Below are 21,921 nucleotides of genomic sequence, written 5' to 3'. Positions count from 1 at the left end.
GGCTTGGGCTGAGCTGGTTGGACGTGGTTTGGATCCTACCCCGAACTAGGCCAAGGCCAGCCAGCTTTGCAAAAAGGGCGGCACCGGCAGCAGGATCAGCACCAGCAGCGTCAGCATCCCCAGCCCCAGCAGATCCCGCCCCTCGTCCAGCTCCGTGACGTCGTTGAGGGCCGGCTCGTCGGCGCTGGAGATGACAAACAGCAGCAGCGCCCACAAGAGTAGCCAGGGCTGCACCGTCAAAGCCAACAGCAGCACCAGCCAGCGAGCTACCCGGCCCACATTGGCTCCCATCTGCTGCCCGTACACCGCGTGGACAATGTGCCCCCCATCCAGTTGGCCCACCGGCACCAGGTTAAACGCGATCACCACCAGGCCCAGCCAGCCGGCAAAGGCCAGCGGGTGCAGATCGATCACCTGGCCCGGCTGCAACTGATCCCCCAGCACCATACGCGCCAAGATCGCCAGCAGCACCGAGAGGCGTGGGTCGATGCGATGGAAGCTAATTGGGGTGGGCTGCCCCTCCGGCACCGCCGGCGGATCCCCAGGCGCCGAAAAGGACAGCCCCAGCAGCAACATCGCCAAAGCAACCAGGCTGCCCGCCAGCGGCCCGGCAATGGCAATATCAAACAACACCTTGCGGTTGGGCACCGGCTCTTTCAGCTCGATGAAAGCCCCGAAAGTTCCCAACACAAAGGGCACCGGGATGAAATAGGGCAGCGAGGTTTTGATGCCGTGGCGGCGGGCCACCCAGTAGCGGATCCCCTCATGGGATCCCAGAATGGCCAGGATCCCAACTGCGTAGGGCAACCCCTTCAGCAGAGACGGGAGATGCAGCAGCCGGTCAGGGCCGACCCCAGCCGCCTGGGCCCCGGCAGTGAGAGTCGTCCAAAAGGTAAACAGCAGCAGCCCCAGCGCCAGCAGAGGCCACTCCTGCTGACGGGTTAGGGAGCGCCGTGCCGCCGGGTTGGGCACCAAGGCAAAAAAAGGCTTGCCGGCAAACCCCTCCTGCAGCACCACCAAGAAGCGTTTGCCAAAAGTGTTTTCTACATTGCGCTGCACCCGCTCATAGGCTTCCGTGGGATCCGCCCGCAAATTGCCGCGGCAGATGATGGCCTGGGGACGGTACTCCACGCTTTGCAAATAAAAAACATTCCAGGGGAAGCAGTGGCTGAGCTTTTCTCGCGGCACCTCCGAGATGGGGGTGTGGACAAGAGCTGCCGAGGCCAGATCTGCAGCACTGTCCTCCTTTTCTTCCTCTGCTTCAAGCAAAGACTCGCGATCCGATCCCGCAACCGGCGAGGTGTTTTCCGCCCCCGGTTGAGAGCCTGCCGTTGGAGGTCGGAGGCGCCCCCGGCGTACCAAAGTCATGCTGGTAAAATAGGAAGCCAGAAACAGCCCCAACATGAGCAGGGGGGGCATTTCGTACTGAAACACCTGACGCCCCAGCACCCAGATCAAAGGGGGCATCATCATCACCAGCCACAGGATCCGCCAGGGCACCTTGGAGAGGCGGGCCACACTTTTTTGCAGCAGCAGGTAGGTTGCAGAACCCACCAGTGCCAACAGGATCCAATCTGCCATGAGTTGCAAAAAACAGAGGAGAACACCTCTACCAAGCTAGCGGCAAACCCAATCTCCCTGCTATGGCCAGCAGGGGGGATCCCTCAAGAGCCAAACTTTTGCTTGGCCTGCTCGTAAACTGCCACTGTGATCTTCTGGATCCCGGCTTCGCGGGCAAACTGTTCAATCTTCTTACGGGCAGCCGGACGCACAAAGAAGGGGATTTCTTTAAGGCGCGCCTCTGCTTCTGGCGTCCACTCTATCGCTTCGTCCATCCCCCCTGCCCTCAACGCAACATCCACGCCGGCAGGAGAGTGTGCCCTGTCATGCCTCGCAGGGTGAAATAGACAAACAGCAGCAACAGCAGGGATCCCAGCACAACCAGGGCTGCCGAGGTCGGACTTTTGCGGTACAGGTTAACAAAAGGCTGTAAGCCAGCCCAGATCCCCCCCAGCAAGACGGTAATGAAGTAGGTAGGGTAGCGGGAGACATTCTCCACAAATTGATCTTCCAGTCGACGAGGAGGCTGCGGCTGTGGCATGGGCAGATCGCAATCCAACAACTTCCCCTCAGTTTGCCACAGAGACCGGTTTCTGTCCCCCCGGCTGAAGAGGGATAGGAACCAGGGGGAAGCCGCCCAGGCTCAGAACCGCGAGAACCTGATATGGTAGGCGTTATCCTGCCTGCTTAGCTCAGCCCAGCCACCCACTCTCTGGCCTGATGCGAGAATTGCCCCCCGATGCCCTCAATCGCGCCGGTGACCTGCTTGGGGAACAGACCCTGGCGCTGATGCGCGTCCAGGAGGCTTTGGATCAACTGGAGGCAGCCATTCTCAGCAGTCCTCGTCTGTTCTGGTCTCGCACCCTTATCGACGAAGAGAAGATCCTGGAGCAGTTGGACTTCATCCGCCTCAACCTGCCCACAGCCTTGGAGGAAGCCGAGGAGGTGCTGCGCCAGCGGGATCAGATTTTGGCCGAGGCCCATCGTTACGCCCAGGAGATCGTGGCCGTGGCCCAGCGCCGCGCCGAGCAGCTCGTCAGCGAATCGACCATCCTACGCCAGGCTCAAGCGCAGGCAGAACAGTTGCTGCGACAAACCTACCAACAGAGCGAGGAGGTGCGGCGACAGACGCTGCAGGAGTCGGAGCGCCTACAACGGGAGGCCCATCATTACGTGGATCAGGTTTTGCAAGACCTAGAGCTGCGGCTGTTGGAGTCTCTGCGGGTGATCCGCAACGGGCGACAAAACCTTCAGACCTAAATTTGTGCTCGACCAGAGAGTGTTCATCGGTTCAGTTTTAGGCCAATATAAAAGGTAGCATCCGGGCTTCTTTACCCTGCGGATCTGTGGTAACCAAACTAACCTCCGCCAGGAAAGACGAAGACAAGTCTCGGATGGGCGGCCAGGAACTCGACGCGCTGTAGATTGCTGCTGCAGGCAAGGAACCTCGAGCTTTTGTGGCAAGCTGGCGCAGTTCTCCCTTCGCTTAACTGAGAGCGTGTGTTCCTCTTCTCAGCGATTGCCCCAACATTGGACTCATCGAGCTACCTTCCGCGGCGGGCTCTGTCCTCAGCCTGCGAGTTCCGGCTTTTACCCCTTTTGGGGAACCACTCAGTCGTCTAGGAGATTCTATGACCATTGAACCGAAAGCCCGTAAGAACCGCGAAAATGCCAACTCCCGTTCCCGCAGCCGTCGCCGTGAATCGGCCAAAGGGATCAAAGGGGCCAATCCAGCCGCCAGCCTCTCCCTGCCGAAGTTGATCCAAGAGAATGCTGTGCTCCAATCTCGCAGCCAGTTGTTGCTGATGTACAGCGACTTCCAAACCGAAATGCCCAACGACGGCAAAACCGGCGTTGGCACCTGGCTGCAGAACCGCCTCAAGGAGTACGGCATGCCCAGCCTGCTGCGTTTTGGCCCGCGCTCCTGCCCCCAGGTTTTCCGCCGCGATGAATTTTCTGAGTGGATGACGCTAGCCCTCAATGCCGTCAGCCCCAAAGACGAGAGCGCCAGCTAGGAGAGGTAGACTCTCGTCGGGGCAGACCTGAACTACGCTGAAGAGACTGCGCCATTGGGTTCAGCCGGGAAAGTTCCTTCTGCCTGCTTCTCTCAACATAAGGATGTCGTTGGGATTTTCCCGGCTTGCTCTTCTTAGTTAGTGGCCGACACTCGCGGGGCAACCCAAAGCTTTTTCCCGGAGGCTGGTCTTGTTGCCCCGCAGAGCAGAAAGGTTCTGGTCTGTTCAGCGCAAGGGGAAGGTCAGGCAGCAGCAGGTTTTGCAGCTTTCATCGGCCCAGGGCTCCCGTTGTGCCCGTTTACGGGCTTTTTCTCATCCTCCGACAACAATAGGTCGCGGATAAGCCGGGCTGCCGAGCGTTGCAACCAGCGGGAGGCCAATTGCCGGCCCAGTTGCTGGGCTTCCGGCTTGGTGGCTATCTTGGCGACGATGGGCAGAAGCTGCAGCGGCTGAAAGGTCGGGTTGCGGCTGAGGAGTTCCCACAGACGTTGCAAATGAGCCAAGCCGTCTGAGGTGCCGTTCCCCGAGCTGGAGAACAGCACATCCACCAGCCGCTCCCGCAAGAAAGCCCCCCGCTCGGAAAAGATAAAATCGACGGCCTTTTCCAGGGATCCCTGCAGGTCAAAGTCTTCGCTGTTGGCGGCGTTGCGCAGCAGGTTCTCCAGGCGGTTCCAGCGGAATTGCCCCTGGTTAAACAGCAGCTCCCGCAGGGCGGCGCGTAGCTCTGGAGCCGGGTCGGTGAGCAGCCGCTGGGCCACATAGGGATAGGCCACGCTCAACACCTTGAAATTGGGATCCAAACTGATGGCGATCCCCTCCAGGGTGAGCAAAGAGCGGATGATCAGGGCGTAGTAGGCAGGCACGCGGAAGGGAAAATCGTACATCACCCCCGAGAGCTTATCCGTGATGCTTTTGAAGTTCAGCTCGGCCACGGAGCTGCCCAGGGCCTCGGCAAAGACAGCTTCCAAAGCGGGAATGATGGGGGTGAGATCCGTATCGGGATCCAGGAACTCCAGATCCACGTAGTCCTGCGCCAAGGCAACAAAATCCCGGTTCACCAAGTGGACGATGGCCTTGATCAGGCCGTAGCGCTGGTGGGGCTGGATGGTGCTCATCATGCCAAAGTCGATGTAGGCCAGCCGCCCGTCGTGCATGGCCAAGAGGTTGCCCGGATGGGGGTCAGCATGGAAAAAGCCATGCTCCAAAAGCTGCTTAAGGGAGCAGTTAACCCCAATCTCGATCAGGTGCCGTCCATCTAGCCCTGCAGCGGCAATTTTGTCGAGTTGGGTCAGCTTGATGCCGTCGATCCACTCCATCGTCAGCACCTTGGTGCGGGTGTACTGCCAATAGATTTTCGGGGCGTAGATGGAGGGGTGGCGGTACAGCTCCAGGAAGCGCTCAGCGTTGCGGCCCTCTTGGGTGTAGTCCATCTCCTCGTAAAGCCGCCCGGCAAACTCATCCACAATGCCCACCAAGTCGCTGCGGATGCGGCGGAAGGTGCGCTTGGCCCAGGCGGCCAGGCTGCGGATGATGTACATGTCCAGGGAGATGCGCCCGATCAAATCGGGCCGCTGCACCTTGACGGCGACTTTCTCCCCTGTGTGCAGATAGGCCTGGTAAACCTGCCCCAGGCTGGCAGCGGCAACCGGTTCCGGGCCGATCTCGCGAAAGATCTGCTCTACCGATTGGCCGATCTCCGACTGGATAAGGGCAAAGGCGGTGGCATTGTCGAAGGGGGGCAGCTCATCCTGAAGCTTGGCCAGTTCTTCTAAAAAAAGAGGCGAGACCAGGTCAGGACGGGTGGAGAGAGCCTGGCCAATTTTGATAGCTGTCGGCCCCAATTCCGTGAGGATCTCCCGCAGCCGCGCCGCGTGCTTGGGCCGATTTTTCAGCTCCACCCCTCGCCAGCGATCCCAAAACACCCAGGCCAACAGACCCAAAAAGGGGGTGATCAACTGGAATAGACGCCCCAGCACCAGATCCCAGCGCCCCCGGTATTGCTCGGCCAATTGCTCCGGATCGTAGCGCAGGGCTGGCTGCGACAGGGTAACCTCAGCCCCCGCCGCTGCCGAAGCCGGTCGAGGCTGGGTTGCCACTGGTTTGGTTACTGCTGCTGTTGACGGTATTGCGCCCATAGAAGTCCCGACGGATCTCGTAACACATCTTAACTTGCTAGCTCGGGTGCGGTAAAAATGGTCTTCTCGACAAACCTGCGGGCGAACTCAGGCGAAAAGTAACACCCAACCGCTCAAGGGAAGTCGCGTAGAAAAAAGCTTTGGGCCTGAGGCAGACCCCTTACGACTGCTTTCCTTGAGGACTTGCAACCCCTGGGGGGCGTCTTTGAGGCAGTCTTCCTCTCCTGGTTCACTTGCAAGCCCAAGACTGTGAGTGGGCCAGCCTCAAAAGGGTCTTTACGGCGCTCTTTGATAAGGATTAGGATAAGGGTGCAAACTGATACAAATTGGTGCGATCCTGGGCAAGGGATCCACCACTATGCATGACAGCTTCCTCCCCCACAGTTTTATTGGTTGACGGCTACAACATCATCGGAGCTTGGCCCACCCTAAAGAAGTTGGCACGTCGCTCCCTGCTGGACTTGGCGCGTCTGCGCTTGGTGGAATCTTTGGCCAGCTACGTGGCTTTCCGCGGCTACCGGGCGACTGTGGTGTACGACGCCTATACCCAGCCCACTCCTGCCCGACAGGAGCGTTCTCCCTCCGGCATCGAGATTTTCTACACTGCTTACGGGGAAACTGCCGACGCCTGCATCGAACGGCTCTGTGCTCAGTTGCAGGCAAAGGCTTATCGGGTACGGGTGGCCACCTCAGATCGCGTCCAGCAGTGGGTGATCGGCGGCTACAACGCAGAATGGCTCTCGGCAGAACAACTGTGGGCAGAAGTGCAGCAGGCTCAAGAGCAGATCCGGCGCATCCAGCCCAAGCGGCTGCCGAGCAGGCGGGGCATTGATTTCTATTTGAACCCGGAGACCTTCTCTCGCCTCAACCGCTGGCGACTCTCCGGTCGGGATCCCGTACATTAACTGGCGAGGTGCTCCGAGGCAAACCTGATACCGGAGCAGGGTCTTTCTCACCCTGGCTGATATGGGTTGCCAAAGCCCTTCTCAGGGTAGGCAAAGGCGGGATCTGGCTTCAGAGATCCAGATCTGCTTTAATGTAGCGAATGTAGTGACGTCCCTGTTCTCTCCTTGGGGGGCTCATTTCAGGGATCCGACTATGGCGGATGGCGAATACAGGCCGGGGCTAGAAGGCGTTCCGGCCACGCGCTCTAACATTAGTTTTGTCGATGGCCAGGCAGGGATCCTGGAGTATCGGGGCATTCCCATCGAGGAACTGACGGCCCAGAGCACCTTTCTGGAGACGGCCTATCTGCTGATCTTCGGCAAGCTGCCGACGCAAGCCGAGCTGGACAACTTCGATCAGGCCGTCCGCAGCCATCGGCGGGTGAAATACCGCATCCGCGACATGATCAAGTCGTTTCCCGAGTCGGGCCACCCCATGGATGCCCTGCAAACCTGTGTTGCCAGTCTGGGGATGTTCTATCCGGTGCGAGAGGCGGATCCCGACTACGTGTTCGGCACGGTTACCCGTCTGCTCGCCAAGCTGCCGACGATGGTGGCGATGTTTCACCAGATGCGCCAGGGCAACGATCCCATCCCCCCCGACGACAGCCTGGATCATGCCGCCAATTTCCTCTACATGCTCTCCGGCAAGAAGCCGGATCCCTGGTTGGCCCGCATTTTTGACATCTGCCTGATCCTGCACGCCGAGCACACGGTCAATGCCTCTACGTTTGCCCTTCTGGTGAGCGCTTCCACGCTGGCTAACCCCTACAGCAGCCTGGCCACGGCGGTGGGTACCCTTTCGGGGCTGTTGCACGGGGGGGCCAACCAACAGGTGATGATGCTGCTGCGGCAAATCGGCTCGGTGGAAAATGTGCGCTCGTTTATCGAGGAGAAGCTGGCCAAAAAACAGCGCATCATGGGCATGGGTCACCGAGTCTACAAGGTGAAGGATCCGCGGGCCACCATCCTGCAGCGGCTGGCTGAGGAGCTGTTTGAGCGCTACGGCCACGACAAGTACTACGACATTGCCCTGGAGGTGGAGCGGGTGTGTGAGGAGTTGCTAGGGCCGAAGGGGATCTACCCGAATGTGGACTTCTACTCAGGGTTGGTCTACGCCAAGCTGGGGATCCCGGAAGATTTGTTTACGCCGGTATTTGCCATTGCCCGGGCGGCGGGTTGGCTGGCCCATTGGCGGGAGCAGTTGTCGGACAATCGCCTGTTCCGCCCCACCCAGGTGTACACAGGCGAGCGCCAGCAGCGCTACATCCCCATCGAGGAGCGGAGTTGAGGGCGGTTTGACAGGGCGCTGGGCCGGGATCCCAACTCAATAGAGCCCAAATTGGTGTGAGGTGGGGCGTTGAGCCTTTTGGATTCTCCTCTCTGGCGCGATGGGTTCACCCTCTTTTTGAGCATCGTGGTGCAGGCCATGCCCTTTTTGCTCTTGGGGGTGTTCCTTTCGGGGCTGATGGCGGTGTTTGTAGAGGGATCCCAGTTGGCCCGCTTCCTGCCCAAAGGCAAAATCGGCAGCGCGGTGGCTGGCGGTGCTTTGGGGTTCTTTTTTCCGGTGTGCGAGTGCGGCAACCTGCCGGTGGCCCGTCAACTGGTGATCAAAGGGATCCCACCCCACGTGGCGGTGGCTTTTTTGTTGGCGGCGCCGGTGTTTAACCCGGTGGTGATCTTTTCCACTTGGATTGCCTTTCGCTCCATGCCGGAGCTGGTGATCTACCGAGTTCTCTTTTCCTTCGGCATTGCGGTTGTCGTCGGCTTGATCTTCAGCCTGCAAAAGGATTTCCAGCCTCTGTTGCAGCCGTCAGTCTGGCAGGAGCTGCAGCGCAATTGCTCCCAAGAAGCTGATCCGAAGAACATCTCCCGCTCGCCGTTGTTGCAGGGGGGCACCTTCTGGATTGGATCCCAGAGCCCTGCTCAAGGGGCCTCTGGCGGATCCCTGGCCACTTTACAAACGGCTGAAGATGTGTATCGCTCTGCTCTGGCCGCTGCGCCTTCTCCCTCCAGGGGACAAAAAGGAGTTCTCCTGCTGCAGACCTGGGCCAAGGAGATCCGCGAATTGGGATCCGTGCTCATCTTAGGCTCGGCGATGGCGGCCCTGATTCAAACGGTGATCCCGCGTTCGTTTGTGCTGGATTATGGCCAAGATGCGCTGGTCTCGATCCTGATCATGATGGCGCTGGCCGGGATCATCTCCATTTGCTCGACGGTGGATGCCTTTTTTGCCCTCTCCTTTGCCGCCACCTTCACGCCGGGATCCCTGTTGGCCTTTATGGTGTTTGGGCCGATGGTGGACCTGAAGGCCATTGGCTTGATGCTGACTTTGTTCAGGCCCCGCGCCATTTTCTACTTGGTGCTCCTGACTTTTCAGTTCACTTTAGTAGGGGCTTTGGCCATCAATTACTACTGTAGTTAAAATCTTGGATAGGTAGTCCCCGCAGCGAACGATAGCTTAACTGCAGGGTCAGCGGCGATTAGGCTGAGATATTCAGAGTGCCAGGATCTCTGAGATTGAGAAGTTGGGCAGGAGGGCATTGTCCCGGCTGGAGCTGAAACGACTACATACAGGCGGCAGGATAGAACCGTGAGCAACCTATACTTTGCAGATTTTAACTTGTGGATTGCCCAAACAACCCAGCTCTTGCGGGAGGGACGTTGGCAAGAAATTGATCTAATCCATTTAATTGAAGAGGTTGAGGATTTGGGTAAGAGCGAACGGCGAGGGATGACCAGCCAATTAACTCGCCTTCTCCTGCATTTGCTCAAGTGGCAATATCAACCTCAGCGCCGCTCAGATAGCTGGTTGGATTCCATCACAGATGCGCGAACCCAAATTGAATTGGCCCTCGAAGATAGCCCCAGCTTAAGAGGATATCTGGCCGAGCAACTGGAAAAGAGCTATCAACGGGCACGCCGCCATGCAGCTCAGCAAACCGGTATGGATATCTCGGCCTTTCCGGAGACTTGTCCCTATGCTTTGGAGCTGGCCTTGGCAGAAGATTGGCTGCCAAGCCCCTCTCCTTTTGGAAGAGGAAACTCAGAGATCGCCTAAGGATAGAGACCTCTCGGCACTGTCAAGCAGAAGCCCGCCCTTGCCAACTGCGCATCTTGCCGGGGTTAAGCAACCCGTAGGGATCCACTTCTTCCTTGAATCGGATCTGGCGCGGATCCATCACCTTGCGACCCCCCTCTTCGATGATGTAGGTGTGAGGGTTGGCGATGAAGACTCCCTGCGCCTCGTGATAGCGCATGATCTCGTTGAGGCGTTCTTCAGTGGTAAAGCGCACAATTTGCAGGCCGACCGGGGCAACCTGGCCGCGTATGCGAATCCATTCCAGGTGCATCAGCACTTCGTCGCCAAAGTGCTCGTACAGGTGCTGCACCAACTTCAGCTCCCGGTCGGGCGGGAAAATCGATTGTAGATAGGTCAAATTGGGATCCACGCTGCGGCAGTGCAGGGTGGTGTGGTTCCAGGAAAATTCCCCCAGCGAGATCCCCTTGGCCGCCTCCTGCGCCGTTTTGTTGTAGACCACCTGGCCGCCATGTTCCCGAATTAGCTCCAGCAACGGCTCCAGGCTGGGCTCGGCCACCATCACCAGGGCCACGGCGGATCCCTGGGGCAAGTAGTCCTGCAGGGGGACGAAGTAACGAGGGATCGGCCAGGCGTGCAGGCTGATGAGTTTCTTGAGGATCCCATCTGCCTCGGCCAGGGCCTGCCCAAAGTGGGCGCAGGGCATAAACCCCACCTCAGGGGGAAAGGCCACCACCAGCTCTGCCCATGGGTAGGCCGGCGCCAGCGGGATCTCTACTTCTGTGATGATCCCGTTGAGGCCCCAGGCATGGCTGACTTTAAACACGTCGTCTCCCCGCAGCTCCAGGGCCCGCGGCTCCTCTTCGACTGTGATCACCCGCAGCCCCAAGATGTTGCCCCGATCCAGCAATTGGCCGTAGGTCACAGAGCCAATGCCGCCGCTGCCCCCGGCAATGAACCCCCCAATAGTGGCCGTACGGTAGGTGGAAGGGGCCATACGGATCTCCCAGCCCAGCTCGCGGGTCTGTTTGTCGATGGCCATCAGCTTGGCCCCCGCCTGTACCCGCGCCAAGCCCGGCTTTGCCCAAAGCACCTGGTTGAGCTTGCCCATGTCCAGGATCACACCCCCGGCCAGCGGGATACATTGGCCGTAATTACCGGTACCGGCACCGCGCACCGTAACCGGGATCCGCAGCCTGGCACAGGCCGCTGCCACCCGCATCACCTCGGCCTCATCGGCGGGGCGCACCACCAAATCTCCCCGCTTGTCGCTCAGTTGTCGGCTCAGCACGGGGCTGTAGTGGTAAAAATCCAACGACAACTTGGCCACCTGAGCCGGATCGGTGATGATCTCAATACCCTCTAAGTCAGAACGCAAAGCCTGCAGCTTGTCAGGAGCGGCAACGATCATGGGTATCCGTATTTGGGTGCAACGGTTCTTCAGACTCCATCATCGGCAGAAATTGCCTGCAAAAGGGTTTGCCGAGAACAGTATGGGAAGGATCCCTGTCCGGCCAGGTCGATTAGCCGAAGCGGCCCTCCACATAATCTCTTGTGGCTTGCTTGGTGGGGCTGTTGAAGATGACTTCAGTTCTGTCAAATTCAATCAGCTCGCCCACACGGTTGGATCCCACCAGCTCCACGCTAAAAAAAGCCGTCATATCCGAGACACGGCTGGCCTGCTGCATGTTGTGGGTGACGATGATGATGGTGTAGTCCTGCTTCAACTCCTTCATCAGCTCCTCGATGCGACGGGTGGAGATGGGATCCAACGCCGAGCAGGGCTCGTCCATTAAAATCACATCCGGCTGCACCGCCAGGGCGCGGGCAATACACAAGCGCTGCTGCTGCCCCCCGGACAAAGACTGGCCGTTTTCTTTCAACTTGTCTTTCACCTCGTCCCAGAGGGCGGCCCGCTTCAGCGAAGTTTCCACCACCTCGTCCAAGTCCACCTTCATCCCCAGCACCCGCGGGCCGTAGGCCACGTTGTCGTAAATGCTTTTGGGGAAGGGATTGGGTTTTTGGAAGACCATGCCGATACGCCGCCGCACCGCCACCGGATCGACTTCTTTGGCGTAGAGATCCTTGCCGTGGTAGGTGAGCTTGCCCTCTACACGAGCACCGGGGATCAAATCGTTGGTGCGGTTAAAACAGCGCAGGATCGTGCTTTTGCCACAGCCGGAAGGGCCGATAAACGCAGTAATCTGTCGGGCTGGGATGTCCAGAGTAACATTTTTTACCGCCAGATTGGAGCCATAGTAGACATTCAGGTTCTCGGTCCTGAAAACGTAAGAGGTCTGGTTAAGAGATTGAGTTTGCATGGCAGCACTCACAAAAAGAGCTAGAGTTCGACGAAGAGTTCGATTCAAGACTTTGTTGAGAATCCTCAGGCTATTTCCTGGTCTTGTACACCAAAAAGCGAGCGGTCAAGCTGGCCGCCAAAACAATGGCTAACAAAACCAAAGCGCCCGCCCAAGCCAGCTCCTGCTGCACCCTGTAGGGAATGATGGAGAAAAAGTAGACCATCACCGGCAAGGTAGCCACCGGGCCAAAGAGATCAGTAGACCAGAAATTGTTGTTGAAGGCGGTAAAGAGCAGAGGTGCAGCCTCGCCTGCCGCTCGGGCCAAAGCCAGGATTAGCCCGGTTACGATGGCCGGTGCCGCTGCCGGCAAAACAACGCGCATTGTGGTCTGAAAGCGATTTGAGCCCAGGCCAAGGGAAGCCAAGCGCATGTCGGGCGAAACCAGCAGCAACGCCTCCTCGGTGGAGCGGATGACAATCGGCAGCATCAGCACGCCCAAAGCCACCCCTCCCGAGAAAGCCGAAAAGCCGGATCCCCTCACCACCACAGCATAGGCAAACAGGCCGCAGAGAATGGCCGGTACCCCCGTGAGCACATTGCAGGAAAACTTAACCAGATAAGCCAAGCGGGTGCCGCGACCGAATTCAGACAAGTACACTGCCGCCAAGATGCCGAAGGGAAAGCTCAAAGCCGCCCCCGTAGCCAGCACCATTAAATTGCCGACAATTGCGTGACCAAAGCCCCCTTCCGCCAGGCCAGGGGCAGGGTAGCGGGTCTGGGTGAGGACATCCCAATTTATCCGCTGGATGCCTTCCTTGCCCACATCCCACAGCACCCAAGATAGGGAAGCTATGATCACCGCCACAGAGAGGCCACTCAGCAGGGTTAGGACAATGCCTGTGTAATTGCGGACAGGGGCAATGGCGGCACGAGTAATGTCGATGTCAACCTTCTCAGGGGCAAGCTGTGCTGAGTCGGACATGATAACAGTGCTCCTTTATCTTCTTTCTGCTTCCCAAGTTACTGCTCCAAGTTTTGAAACTTGCGGATGATGATCTCGGCAACAATGTTGACCAATAACGTCAGCACCATCAGCACCACGCCGGCATACATGAGAGCCGAAACCTGCAAGCGTCCTGCCTCGCCAAACTGAGAGGCAATCAAGCCGGTAATGGTGGATCCCGGCTGCATTAGGGAGATATTGATGCGGTTGGCGTTGCCGGAAAGCATGGCCGCTACCATGGTCTCTCCCAGGGCCCGTCCCAGCGCCAGCATGATCGAGCTGACAATGCCCGACAGGCCGGCAGGGATCATCACCGTTAAGAGGGTCTCCCAGCGGGTTGCCCCCAGAGCCAAAGCGCCCTCTTTTAGGCTGCGTGGCAGAGATTCAAGGGTACTGCGGGTAATGGAGATGATGATGGGAGAGATCATGATCCCCAGCACCACAGCCACTATCAACAAGCTGGGCCCCCGCGGAGCCGGGCCACCCAAGAAAGGGATCCAACTCAGCGTCTGGTTAATGGCTCGAAAGATGGGCCGCACTGCTGGAATCAGCACAAAGATCCCCCACAGCCCCAGCACCACACTGGGAATGGCCACGATCAGCTCAACGGCAAAGCCAATCGGCTCCGTTACCCACTTGGGGGCAAAACCTTCCGCCAGGAAGATGGCAGTGCCAATGCCCAGAGGGATGGCAAAAATCAAAGCCACCAGAGAGGTTACCAAACTGCCATAAATCTGTGGTAGTACCCCGTAGATGTTTTCCACCGGGTTCCAGCGGGTAGTAACCAGGAAGCCCAAGCCAAACTGCTGAATCGCCGGCAGAGCCGCTTCGGTGGTTTGAAGAATCACCCAGATGAGGATAATGCCGGCAAACCCTGCCAAGGCCAGCGTCAGGCGGACAAAGCCCACATCAACAGCCCGAGACAGGCTCGCCTTTTTCTCAATGTCAACATCGATATCCGGGTTTGGTGGTGAACCATAACCCGTAGCCGCTGAAGTCATAGCCTCTCTCCCATGATCATCTTCGGTTCAAAACTTTCCTAAAAATCCCACCGTGCAAGGTAAGGCCAGCAGCCGACCGAGAAAGCCTCATCTGCCTCCTCAGCCGGCCACCAGCTCCACTCTAGTGGAGTTCAGGCTGCAACCCAGTCATCGCACCGCATTGGGGTTAACGGTGATGGCATCCAGCTCTGCAAAGATCCGCTGGATAGCCGCCTCAGGCATAGGGATGTAGTCCAGCTCCTTGGTGATGGCTTGACCCTCTGGCCCCTGGGTCCACTTCAGAGCCTCCACCAGCTTGGTCAGCTTCTGCTGATCGGGATACTCGCGGTACAGCATCACCCAGAACAAGCCCACGATTGGGTAGTCATTTGGCCCTTCAGGGTCGGGCACCAACAGCGCAAAGTCATCAGGAATGGGAGCATCCAGCGCCGAGGTAGCTGCCTCAGTCGAGAACTCAACAATGTTGCCCGCTTTGTTTTCCAAGCGAGCAGTGGTCATCTTTTCCAGCTTGGCATAGGACTGGTTCACGTAGCCAATTGCCCCTGGCTCCTGCTTGATGGTGGCGGCTACGCCCTCATTCCCTTGGGCTCCAATGCCAACAGGCCACTCGACAGTAGTACCAGCACCGGCTGTCCAATTAGGGCAGACAGTTCTGATGTGGTTGGTGAACACAAAGGTAGTCCCAGAACCATCAGAGCGGTGTACCCAGGTGATGTCCAGGGGTGGCAGCTTGTTTGCTATACCTGGGTTCTCGGCCTTGATGCGAATGTCGTCCCAGCGAGTGATCTCGCCGGTCACGATGCCGCAGTAGGTTTTCCGCTTCAGGATGAGCTCTCCGTCTTCAATGCCGGGCAGGTTATAGGCAAACTCGATGGCCCCTCCCGCCAGAGGCAACTGTAGGGGATCATAGCCGTATTTAGCTCGGAAGCTTTCCAGGCGAGCACCGGAGAAAGGCGCCTCGGAAGCGCCGAAGTCCACAGTGCCATTGATCACCTGCTCTAGGCCAGCACCACTACCGACAGACTGATAGCTGACTTGCACAGTGGGGTCTACGGTGCGGTTGTAGGCGTCAAACCAACGTTGCAGCAAAGGAGCCGCAAAGGTCGCGCCCGCCCCGGAGATTTGCACGGTTTGGGCTTGAGCCGAGGTCGCTGTTAGAAATCCTACTGTTAGAGCGGTGAGGGAGAAAGCAGAAAGCAGGGTTCGCATAGGTAATATCTGTGGCAAATCAACATCTTCAACTCTATAACCTCAAAGTTAACGGAAGGATATCTAAAGGTTAACTTTGGGTTAAGTCAAGAGAAAAATCGATATTTTTGAGTGTGCTGGCTCGTTTCCAAACCTCGATTTTCCATCTGGTGGTCTTGGCCAGTTTGGATTTCAGCAAAATCAGGATCCTGGAGCCCAGGATCCGCGAAAAGGCTTATGCTGCTGAACTTCTATCTCATTTGACAACCAATCAAACGGACACAACTTGAATAAGAGCTAAGCTTAGACGGCTGCAAAAAAACTGGATCCAGATCCAAGATGTGTAAAATTTGATACAAAGATGTTGCTCCCCTCTCGGCAAGCTTGGACATGATTTCAGCAGGGCGGGAAAAGCTCTGGCCAGAGCTTCTTCCGACTTTTGACAGAGAGAATTAGCTAGGAGATGGACTTCAACACTCCAGACGTGAGGCAGCTCTACATGTTCCCCGAGCAGAGAAAGATCTGGGCTCTAAGCTGGGATCCGCCCGCCCCCCATGAGGTACAGCAGGGCCATGCGCACCGCCACGCCGTGGGTGACCTGCTGCTCAATCAGGTTCAAGCCGGGATCCTCCATCACCTCGGAGCTGAGTTCCACACCGCGATTGACCGGGCCGGGGTGCAGAAGCTTGACATCCGGGTGGCACAGGCGCAGTCGTTGCCGCGTGAGGCCGAAGAAGTGATGGTACTCCTGCAAGCTGGGGAGAAGGAACTCGCCCATGCGCTCCTGTTGCAGGCGTAGGGTGATAACAAAACGCGCCCCTTCGAGGGCAGGCTCTAGCTGCCAATGGACAGGGAGCGTATGGCCGGGCACAAACTGGGCAAAATCCTTAGGCAACAGGGTGGGAGGGCCGGCTAAGTGAACCTCAGCTCCGGCAGCCACCAAGGCATAGATATCGGAGCGGGCCACCCGCGAGTGGAGAATATCGCCGACAATGGCGATTTTGATCCCTTGCAGCAACTCCAGACGGGGACGCCGGGGATCCAGATGGCTGCAGAGGGTAAACAAATCCAGCAAACCTTGGGTGGGATGTTCGTGCAGTCCATCCCCGGCATTGAGAACGCCCACAGGGGATCCGCGGCGGTCGATCTCGGCAGCTAATTGTTGGGGCACTCCTGCCTGGGCATGGCGAACGATCAAGAGATCGGATCCCATGGCCAGAAAGGTGCGGGCCGTATCCAAGAGCGTCTCCCCTTTGCTCAAGGAAGAGGTGCCTGGGGAAAAGTTGAGCACATCGGCCGAAAGGCGCTTGGCCGCCAGCTCAAAACTGGAACGAGTGCGGGTGGAAGGCTCGAAGAACAGCGTCACCACCACCTTCCCCTGCAAGGTGGGCACCTTGGGCAACCGCCGCGTCAACACCTCCTGGAAACTGGCGCTGGTCTGCAAAACCATCTGGTATTCTTCGGGAGTAAAATCCGCCAAGCCCAAGACGTGCTGCCGCTGCCAAACCATAGGGGATCCCTCAAATGCGCAAGCGGGCAAAGATCTCGTCCAAATGGGTTAGGTGGCGCCGCGGATCAAAACAAGCCTGCAGTTCCGCCTCGCTGAGGTGAGCCATCACCCGGGGATCCGCCAGCAGATTGGCGCGAAAGTCTCCCTGCGGCTGGTTCCAGGCGCGATGAGCATTTTCCTGCACCAGGCGGTAAGCTTCCTCGCGGCTAAGGCCCTTCTCCACCAAGGCTAGAAGCACCTGCTGGCTGAAGATGACGCCGCCGTAGAGGTTGAGATTGCGCTCCATGTTGCCGGTGTGAACCTGCAGGTGGCGCACCAGATCCGCCATGTTGACCAGCAGGTAGTGGCAGAGGATGGAGGCATCGGGCAGGATCACCCGCTCCACCGAGCTGTGGGAGATGTCCCGCTCGTGCCAGAGGGGAATGTTTTCCAGGGCCGAGACGGCATACCCCCGTAGAAGGCGGGCGATCCCTGTCAGTTGTTCAGACTTGATGGGGTTGCGCTTGTGGGGCATGGCGGAGGATCCCTTTTGGCCGGGGGCAAAGTACTCTTCGGCCTCCAGCACCTCTGTCCGCTGCAGGTGGCGGATCTCGGTGGCAAAGCGCTCCAGAGAAGAGCCAATCAAAGCCAAGGTCTGCACATACTCGGCGTGGCGATCCCGCGAGATCACCTGGGTTGAGACCGTATCCGGCTTGAGCCCCAAGCGGGCGCAGGCCAACTGCTCCACCTGGGGAGGCACATTGGCGTAGGTGCCCACGGCGCCAGAGATCTTGCCCACCGCCACCACTTCCCGCAGGCGAGCTAGGCGCTCTTGGTGGCGCAGGCACTCGGCCAGCCACCCTGCCAGCTTAAAGCCAAAGGTAATCGGCTCGGCGTGAACACCGTGGGTGCGGCCGATCATGAGGGTGTAGCGGTGCTGCCGAGCTTGGTCGCGGATAGCAGCGATGAGGTCGGCCAGGCGAGCTTGCAAGATCTCCACCGAGGCCACAAGCTGCAGGGCCAGGGCTGTATCCAACACATCCGAGCTGGTCAGGCCCAGGTGGATGTAGCGCCCTGCCTCGCCCACATGCTCGTTGAGGTTGGTTAAGAAGGCAATAACATCGTGCTTCACTTCCGCCTCAATTTCCAAAACCCGCGCCGGGTCAAAGGCGGCTTTGGCTCTGATCTCCTGCAGGGCTTCTTGCGGGATCCGCCCCAGCTCCGCTTGCGCTTCACAGACAGCCAGCTCCACCTGCAGCCAGGTCTGGAGCTTGTGGGCAGTGGACCAAATCTGGCCCATTTCGGGCAGAGTGTAGCGCTCGATCAAGGTGCCTTTTCCGTCGGTACAGTAGGATGAGCTAGGCTATTTTAGCCTTTGGCGTCCCCCCTCGAGGAAAAGCCGCTGGGGGATCCCTGCGGGCTTGGCTTGCGGTGTCGAAGGAGCAGCAAGGAGTTTGCAGATGACCGTCGGAGCTGTGCCAACTCAGGGAAAAAGAGCTTGGACAGCCGAAGAATTCATGGCGTTGTCCAGGGAGGGACATCGCTACGAGATTGTTGATGGGAAGCCAATTGATATGGGAAGCGCGGGGGCACTCCATGGTTATGTCTGCAGCCTCCTATTGGCAGCTTTGACCCCCTACGTTTTGTCCAACAAGCTGGGGATCGTTTTAGATTCCAGCACTGCTTTTAAGATGAAGAGTGGAAATTGGCGCTCCCCTGACATCTCTTTTTTTGCTAAAGAACGCTTGCAGGGCATGGCTGAACTGCCCACAGGATTTTTGGAAGGCGCTCCAGATCTGGCTGTTGAAGTGCTTTCCCCCCGCAATACGGTTGAAGAAATTCATGACAAGCTGGTGGAGTACTTTGAAAATGGCAGCCGCCTGGTTTGGCTGGTTCACCCCAGCGAGCACTACGTCCTGGTGTATCGCAGCTCTCAAGAGCCTGACCGCCTCCTGAAATCGGTTGATCTTCTAGAAGGTGAAGAGGTTATTCCAGGATTTGCCCTGCCGGTGGCTCATCTATTCCAGAAGCTTTCCTTGTAACATCCCCCCGCCCTCACTCTAGCCAATAGAGCTTGGGCCTCCCAACCTTGCCATTGGGCATTCCTGCCCCGCGTCACAGAACGACTTGGCAGAGGAGTCGGTATCTCGACCGTAAACTACCCGACCCTGACTGCTTCGCAGTACGGGGCGGGCTTTCGGTAGCCCTGCAGTTGGCAAGCCAACCACGGACCTCTAGGCTGGTTTACGACAGCCCCAAGTTTGGCAATCATGTTGGCCCCATTCCAGTCCGCATCCCCTTCCCATCCACAGTGCCCACACTTGAACGACTTGCCACTGCGATAGGATTGCGCAGGGTCGGGATGGATGTGCAAACACTTGTGACAGGTCTGCGACGTGTAGGCAGGCGGCACCAGAATCAAAGCAACTCCTGCACGCAGAGTCTTGTATTCCAGAAACTGCCTCAGTTGGTAGAACGCCCAACTGTTGGCCCTGCGTCGCTCGGCTTTGCTGCGGGGTTGTTGGTTGATACGCTCCCGTATCCCTGTCAAGTCTTCCAGAGCAATAGCGCTGTTGGTAGCTTTTGCCCTAGAGACAATAGCTTTAGAGATGCGATGATTGACCCACGCCTGAAAGCGCCTCTCCTTGCCAGACAGCCGTTGCAACAGTTCTCTGCATCTGCGCCGCGAACTGCGTGTGCCCTTACTGGCTTTGCGTTGGAGTGCCGCCCTCAACCGGGAGTAGTGGTCTCGGACTCGGTTCAACTGCTGTCCATTCCAGTTATCTCCTTCCGATGTATGGGCAATATCTGTCCTTCCCAAGTCCACCCCGATCACCTTGTCGGTATCTTGTTGCTTGGGTGGCTTTTCCTCTACGCAAATCTGGATGTAGTAGGAGCCATCTTTGCGCTTGACCAGCGTGGCAGCTTTTGGGTTGGAACCAGCCAGCATCCCACGCTGGTAGTTACCAATGGCTAGCTCAAAGCGTTCTCTCCCTTCAACCGTGGTCAGCGACACCGTCCAGTCTTTTTGACGGAACGAAAAGATGCGAGCGTCGTAGGTAACAAAGCCGCTCTTAAACTCCTTGACGGGACGCTTTTTCTGCTTAGCCACTTTGCGGGAACCCGCTACCCGTCTGCACACCTGTTGAGCCAAGTTACTGGACAAGCCAAACCGGGCTCGAATCTCGTAGTAGCAAAGGGATTGCAGCTTGACCGCGTTGACGATCTTCTCCTGCGTGTTCTGGTTGACCCAGTTCAATGCCTGTACAAAGGCATCCATCGTCGCGTCCAATTTGGCGGCTTGCGACGGGGACACCTTGAGCTTGCAGGATATGGTCAGGACTTGGCTCATAAGTTCATTGTACTTCATCAAAGCGCATTCCTCCCGGCACTGACCCTACGGGTACAGTGCGGGGCTCCTGCGATTTCTAGCTGACTTTCCCGCCAGAGCGCGGAACTTGTAGCTCCCCGCACCCCTTGCAAGTTAAGTGCAGGGGGTTGCCCCTCTCGCCGACGGTCTATATTGAACTAGTTCGGGATCCGAAGAGGACGTCATTAGCGGTGCGGAGCACAATCAAGTGTCGATGGGGAAGGATAGCTCTGATAGGTTTCTTGGCAGCATTCCTCGCTCCTGCCCCTGCCATCTCTTTGCCTGCCTTCCCACCTCCTCCTGAGAAGACCTCGGCCCCAAACACCGCTTCCGAGTTCAACTGGCAGGGATCCCTCAAGTTGCTGCGGGGGGATCCCGTAGCTGCCCTGGCGGATCTGGATCGGGCGGTGCAGTTGGATCCCAGCTATGCGCCGGCCTATGTGAACCGCAGCTACGTCTACAACCAGTTGCGCCAGCCGGAAGAAGCTCTGGCCGATGCGGAGCGGGCCATTCAGTTGGATCCGCGAATTCCAGAAGCCTACTTCAGCCGCGGCGTGGCCCACCTGCAACTGGGGGATCGAGAAGCGGCGATGGCCGACTTTCGCCAGGCCTTGGCTCTCTTTTCCAAGAGCGGCAACTTTGCCGACCAAACCATCCTGCAGCAACTGCTGCGCCAGTTGGGGGTGGATTAGCCTTGAGTCTTTAGAGACTTGCGTTCTCCCAACCACTCGGCCAGGGAAACTGCCTGAGCCTGCAGCCCAAAGACCTGACAGAACGACTCCACCAGCACCGGAGCTACGGCAGCCATCGTTACCTCTGGACAAAAGTGCACTAGGGATCCCACCGGGCGATCAGGGATCCCACAGGGCACGATGGCCTCGAAGGCCGACAGATCGGGGCAGACATTCAAGGCAAAGCCGTGGTAGGTCACCCAGCGGGAGACCTTGATGCCGATGGCCGCCACTTTGCGCCCCTCCACCCAAACCCCTGTGAGGCCAGGGATCCGCTCCCCCCGCAGGCCAAAGTGGGCCACAGTTTCAATAAGCACCTGCTCCAGTTGGCGCAGGTACCAGTGGAGATCCAGACGGTGGCGCCTGAGGTTGAGGATCGCATAACCAACCCACTGGCCTGGCCCGTGGTAAGTGACTTCGCCGCCGCGCTCTACCCGCAGGATTTCTGGCTCTTGTTCAGAAGGAGATTCCGGGTGGATAGCTGGGGATCCTATCTGTCCAGCCAAGCTCTTGAGGAACTTGGGATCCGCCCCTGCCCCCAGGGTGTAGACCGGCGGGTGGGTGAGCAGTAGGAGCCCATCTGGCAGCTGCGGATTGCAGATCAGGCGAGCCACCCTGGCTTGCTGCCAAGCCCAAGCGGTGCGATAGGGCACTTCTCCCGCCAGGTGAACCTCCAGAGGCGGAGATCCCAAAGAGCGCTCAAACACCTGCGAGGACATCTCAAAGACGGTTTTGCTGGAGAGCTCGCTGTGCCACCAGAAGATGACCAAAAGACCCCATCCCAGCAACGTCCACCTAGCCTACCGGCAGGTTGACCTGCGCCCGCAACCGCTCCAACAGGGCCCGCGGCTGCAACAGCCCCTCAATGCGGTCAATCGGCTTCCCATCTTTGAAGAGGATCAGCGTTGGCACCGCTTGAATGCCCCAGCGAGCAGCGATGGTTGGGTACTTTTCGGTGTCAACCTTCACAAAAGTAACCGCATCCCCCACCTGAGGTTTTACCTGCTCCAACACTTGCGCCATAACCTGACAAGGGCCGCACCAGGAAGCATAAAAATCCACCAGGATCGGGGTTTTGGATCCCTGAATCATGTCGGCAAAACTTTTGAATTGCTGTTTGTGCGCCATAGGAAACTCCCAGA

General features: G+C 58.2%; 22 protein-coding genes. 8 read left to right on the top strand and 14 right to left on the bottom strand.

Annotated elements, in window-relative coordinates; translation table 11 throughout:
• Positions 1–45 precede the first annotated feature (45 nt).
• The 3 genes from NW855_RS12195 to NW855_RS12185 all read right to left on the bottom strand — a co-directional run bounded on the left by NW855_RS12195 (position 46) and on the right by NW855_RS12185 (position 2,101).
• Complete coding sequence (locus tag NW855_RS12195) at positions 46–1,581, bottom strand: site-2 protease family protein (protein WP_414508828.1); 1,536 nt, start codon at positions 1,579–1,581, stop codon at positions 46–48.
• Between the two features lie 83 nt (positions 1,582–1,664).
• Positions 1,665–1,835 (bottom strand): PCP reductase family protein, encoded by a 171-nt coding sequence (locus NW855_RS12190; RefSeq protein WP_011430576.1) that lies wholly within the window; start codon positions 1,833–1,835, stop codon positions 1,665–1,667.
• 11 nt (positions 1,836–1,846) lie between these two features.
• Entirely contained in the window at positions 1,847–2,101 is a 255-nt protein-coding gene (locus tag NW855_RS12185) for a DUF751 family protein (RefSeq protein WP_041439081.1), read from the bottom strand.
• Positions 2,102–2,280: 179 nt separating this feature from the next.
• Between NW855_RS12185 and NW855_RS12180 the strand changes: the two genes are divergently transcribed.
• Positions 2,281–2,820: an ATP synthase F0 subunit B gene (locus NW855_RS12180; RefSeq protein ID WP_228375231.1), complete on the top strand. Its 540-nt coding sequence runs from the start codon at positions 2,281–2,283 to the stop codon at positions 2,818–2,820.
• A 371-nt stretch (positions 2,821–3,191) separates the two neighbouring features.
• The gene (locus tag NW855_RS12175; RefSeq protein WP_011430573.1) at positions 3,192–3,575 is read left to right on the top strand and encodes a hypothetical protein; all 384 of its coding nucleotides are present in this window, start codon (positions 3,192–3,194) and stop codon (positions 3,573–3,575) included.
• 242 nt (positions 3,576–3,817) lie between these two features.
• Here NW855_RS12175 and NW855_RS12170 read toward each other — a convergent pair whose 3' ends face one another.
• Entirely contained in the window at positions 3,818–5,671 is a 1,854-nt protein-coding gene (locus NW855_RS12170) for an ABC1 kinase family protein (RefSeq protein ID WP_011430572.1), read from the bottom strand.
• A 401-nt stretch (positions 5,672–6,072) separates the two neighbouring features.
• Here NW855_RS12170 and NW855_RS12165 point away from each other — a divergent pair, with 401 nt between their 5' ends.
• The 4 genes from NW855_RS12165 (at position 6,073) to NW855_RS12150 (ending at position 9,715) form a co-directional block, all read left to right on the top strand.
• Complete coding sequence (locus NW855_RS12165) at positions 6,073–6,615, top strand: NYN domain-containing protein (protein WP_011430571.1); 543 nt, start codon at positions 6,073–6,075, stop codon at positions 6,613–6,615.
• Between the two features lie 193 nt (positions 6,616–6,808).
• Positions 6,809–7,945: a citrate synthase gene (locus tag NW855_RS12160; RefSeq protein WP_414402732.1), complete on the top strand. Its 1,137-nt coding sequence runs from the start codon at positions 6,809–6,811 to the stop codon at positions 7,943–7,945.
• A 78-nt stretch (positions 7,946–8,023) separates the two neighbouring features.
• Positions 8,024–9,079 carry a permease gene (locus NW855_RS12155; protein WP_414402735.1) on the top strand — a complete coding sequence of 352 codons (1,056 nt, stop codon included), beginning with the start codon at positions 8,024–8,026 and terminating at the stop codon, positions 9,077–9,079.
• A gap of 168 nt (positions 9,080–9,247) precedes the next feature.
• Entirely contained in the window at positions 9,248–9,715 is a 468-nt protein-coding gene (locus NW855_RS12150; RefSeq protein WP_099813135.1) for a DUF29 domain-containing protein, read from the top strand.
• A 22-nt stretch (positions 9,716–9,737) separates the two neighbouring features.
• Here NW855_RS12150 and NW855_RS12145 read toward each other — a convergent pair whose 3' ends face one another.
• The 7 genes from NW855_RS12145 to purB all read right to left on the bottom strand — a co-directional run bounded on the left by NW855_RS12145 (position 9,738) and on the right by purB (position 18,005).
• Positions 9,738–11,105, bottom strand: a complete 1,368-nt coding sequence (locus NW855_RS12145) for an FAD-binding oxidoreductase (protein ID WP_414508827.1) — start codon at positions 11,103–11,105, stop codon at positions 9,738–9,740.
• A gap of 112 nt (positions 11,106–11,217) precedes the next feature.
• The gene (pstB, locus tag NW855_RS12140) at positions 11,218–12,015 is read right to left on the bottom strand and encodes a phosphate ABC transporter ATP-binding protein PstB (protein ID WP_414402734.1); all 798 of its coding nucleotides are present in this window, start codon (positions 12,013–12,015) and stop codon (positions 11,218–11,220) included.
• Between the two features lie 70 nt (positions 12,016–12,085).
• Positions 12,086–12,979: a phosphate ABC transporter permease PstA gene (gene pstA, locus NW855_RS12135; RefSeq protein WP_414508826.1), complete on the bottom strand. Its 894-nt coding sequence runs from the start codon at positions 12,977–12,979 to the stop codon at positions 12,086–12,088.
• A gap of 38 nt (positions 12,980–13,017) precedes the next feature.
• Positions 13,018–14,001, bottom strand: coding sequence for a phosphate ABC transporter permease subunit PstC (gene pstC / locus NW855_RS12130; protein WP_414402729.1), 984 nt, complete (start codon positions 13,999–14,001; stop codon positions 13,018–13,020).
• 147 nt (positions 14,002–14,148) lie between these two features.
• Positions 14,149–15,210: a phosphate ABC transporter substrate-binding protein PstS gene (gene pstS, locus NW855_RS12125; protein ID WP_414402728.1), complete on the bottom strand. Its 1,062-nt coding sequence runs from the start codon at positions 15,208–15,210 to the stop codon at positions 14,149–14,151.
• 508 nt (positions 15,211–15,718) lie between these two features.
• Positions 15,719–16,699: an aspartate carbamoyltransferase catalytic subunit gene (locus NW855_RS12120; protein ID WP_414402727.1), complete on the bottom strand. Its 981-nt coding sequence runs from the start codon at positions 16,697–16,699 to the stop codon at positions 15,719–15,721.
• Positions 16,700–16,709: 10 nt separating this feature from the next.
• Positions 16,710–18,005 (bottom strand): adenylosuccinate lyase, encoded by a 1,296-nt coding sequence (gene purB / locus NW855_RS12115; protein WP_414402726.1) that lies wholly within the window; start codon positions 18,003–18,005, stop codon positions 16,710–16,712.
• Between the two features lie 133 nt (positions 18,006–18,138).
• Between purB and NW855_RS12110 the strand changes: the two genes are divergently transcribed.
• On the top strand, positions 18,139–18,720 hold the full coding sequence (locus tag NW855_RS12110; RefSeq protein WP_011430559.1) for a Uma2 family endonuclease: 582 nt from the start codon (positions 18,139–18,141) through the stop codon (positions 18,718–18,720).
• A gap of 116 nt (positions 18,721–18,836) precedes the next feature.
• On the opposite strand, the gene NW855_RS12105 is transcribed toward NW855_RS12110, so the two are convergent.
• The gene (locus tag NW855_RS12105) at positions 18,837–20,030 is read right to left on the bottom strand and encodes an RNA-guided endonuclease InsQ/TnpB family protein (protein WP_414508825.1); all 1,194 of its coding nucleotides are present in this window, start codon (positions 20,028–20,030) and stop codon (positions 18,837–18,839) included.
• Between the two features lie 260 nt (positions 20,031–20,290).
• Between NW855_RS12105 and NW855_RS12100 the strand changes: the two genes are divergently transcribed.
• On the top strand, positions 20,291–20,740 hold the full coding sequence (locus NW855_RS12100) for a tetratricopeptide repeat protein (protein ID WP_414508824.1): 450 nt from the start codon (positions 20,291–20,293) through the stop codon (positions 20,738–20,740).
• Here the strand turns inward: NW855_RS12100 and lipB are convergent.
• Positions 20,737–21,498 (bottom strand): lipoyl(octanoyl) transferase LipB, encoded by a 762-nt coding sequence (lipB, locus tag NW855_RS12095; RefSeq protein WP_414403040.1) that lies wholly within the window; start codon positions 21,496–21,498, stop codon positions 20,737–20,739. The genes NW855_RS12100 and lipB overlap by 4 nt on opposite strands.
• 76 nt (positions 21,499–21,574) lie before the next feature.
• Positions 21,575–21,907 (bottom strand): thioredoxin, encoded by a 333-nt coding sequence (trxA, locus tag NW855_RS12090; protein WP_414403038.1) that lies wholly within the window; start codon positions 21,905–21,907, stop codon positions 21,575–21,577.
• Between the last annotated feature and the right edge of the window lie 14 nt (positions 21,908–21,921).

It is taken from the genome of Synechococcus sp. RC10B2, assembly GCF_047502635.1.
This window is presented reverse-complemented; position numbering and strand designations above follow the sequence as displayed.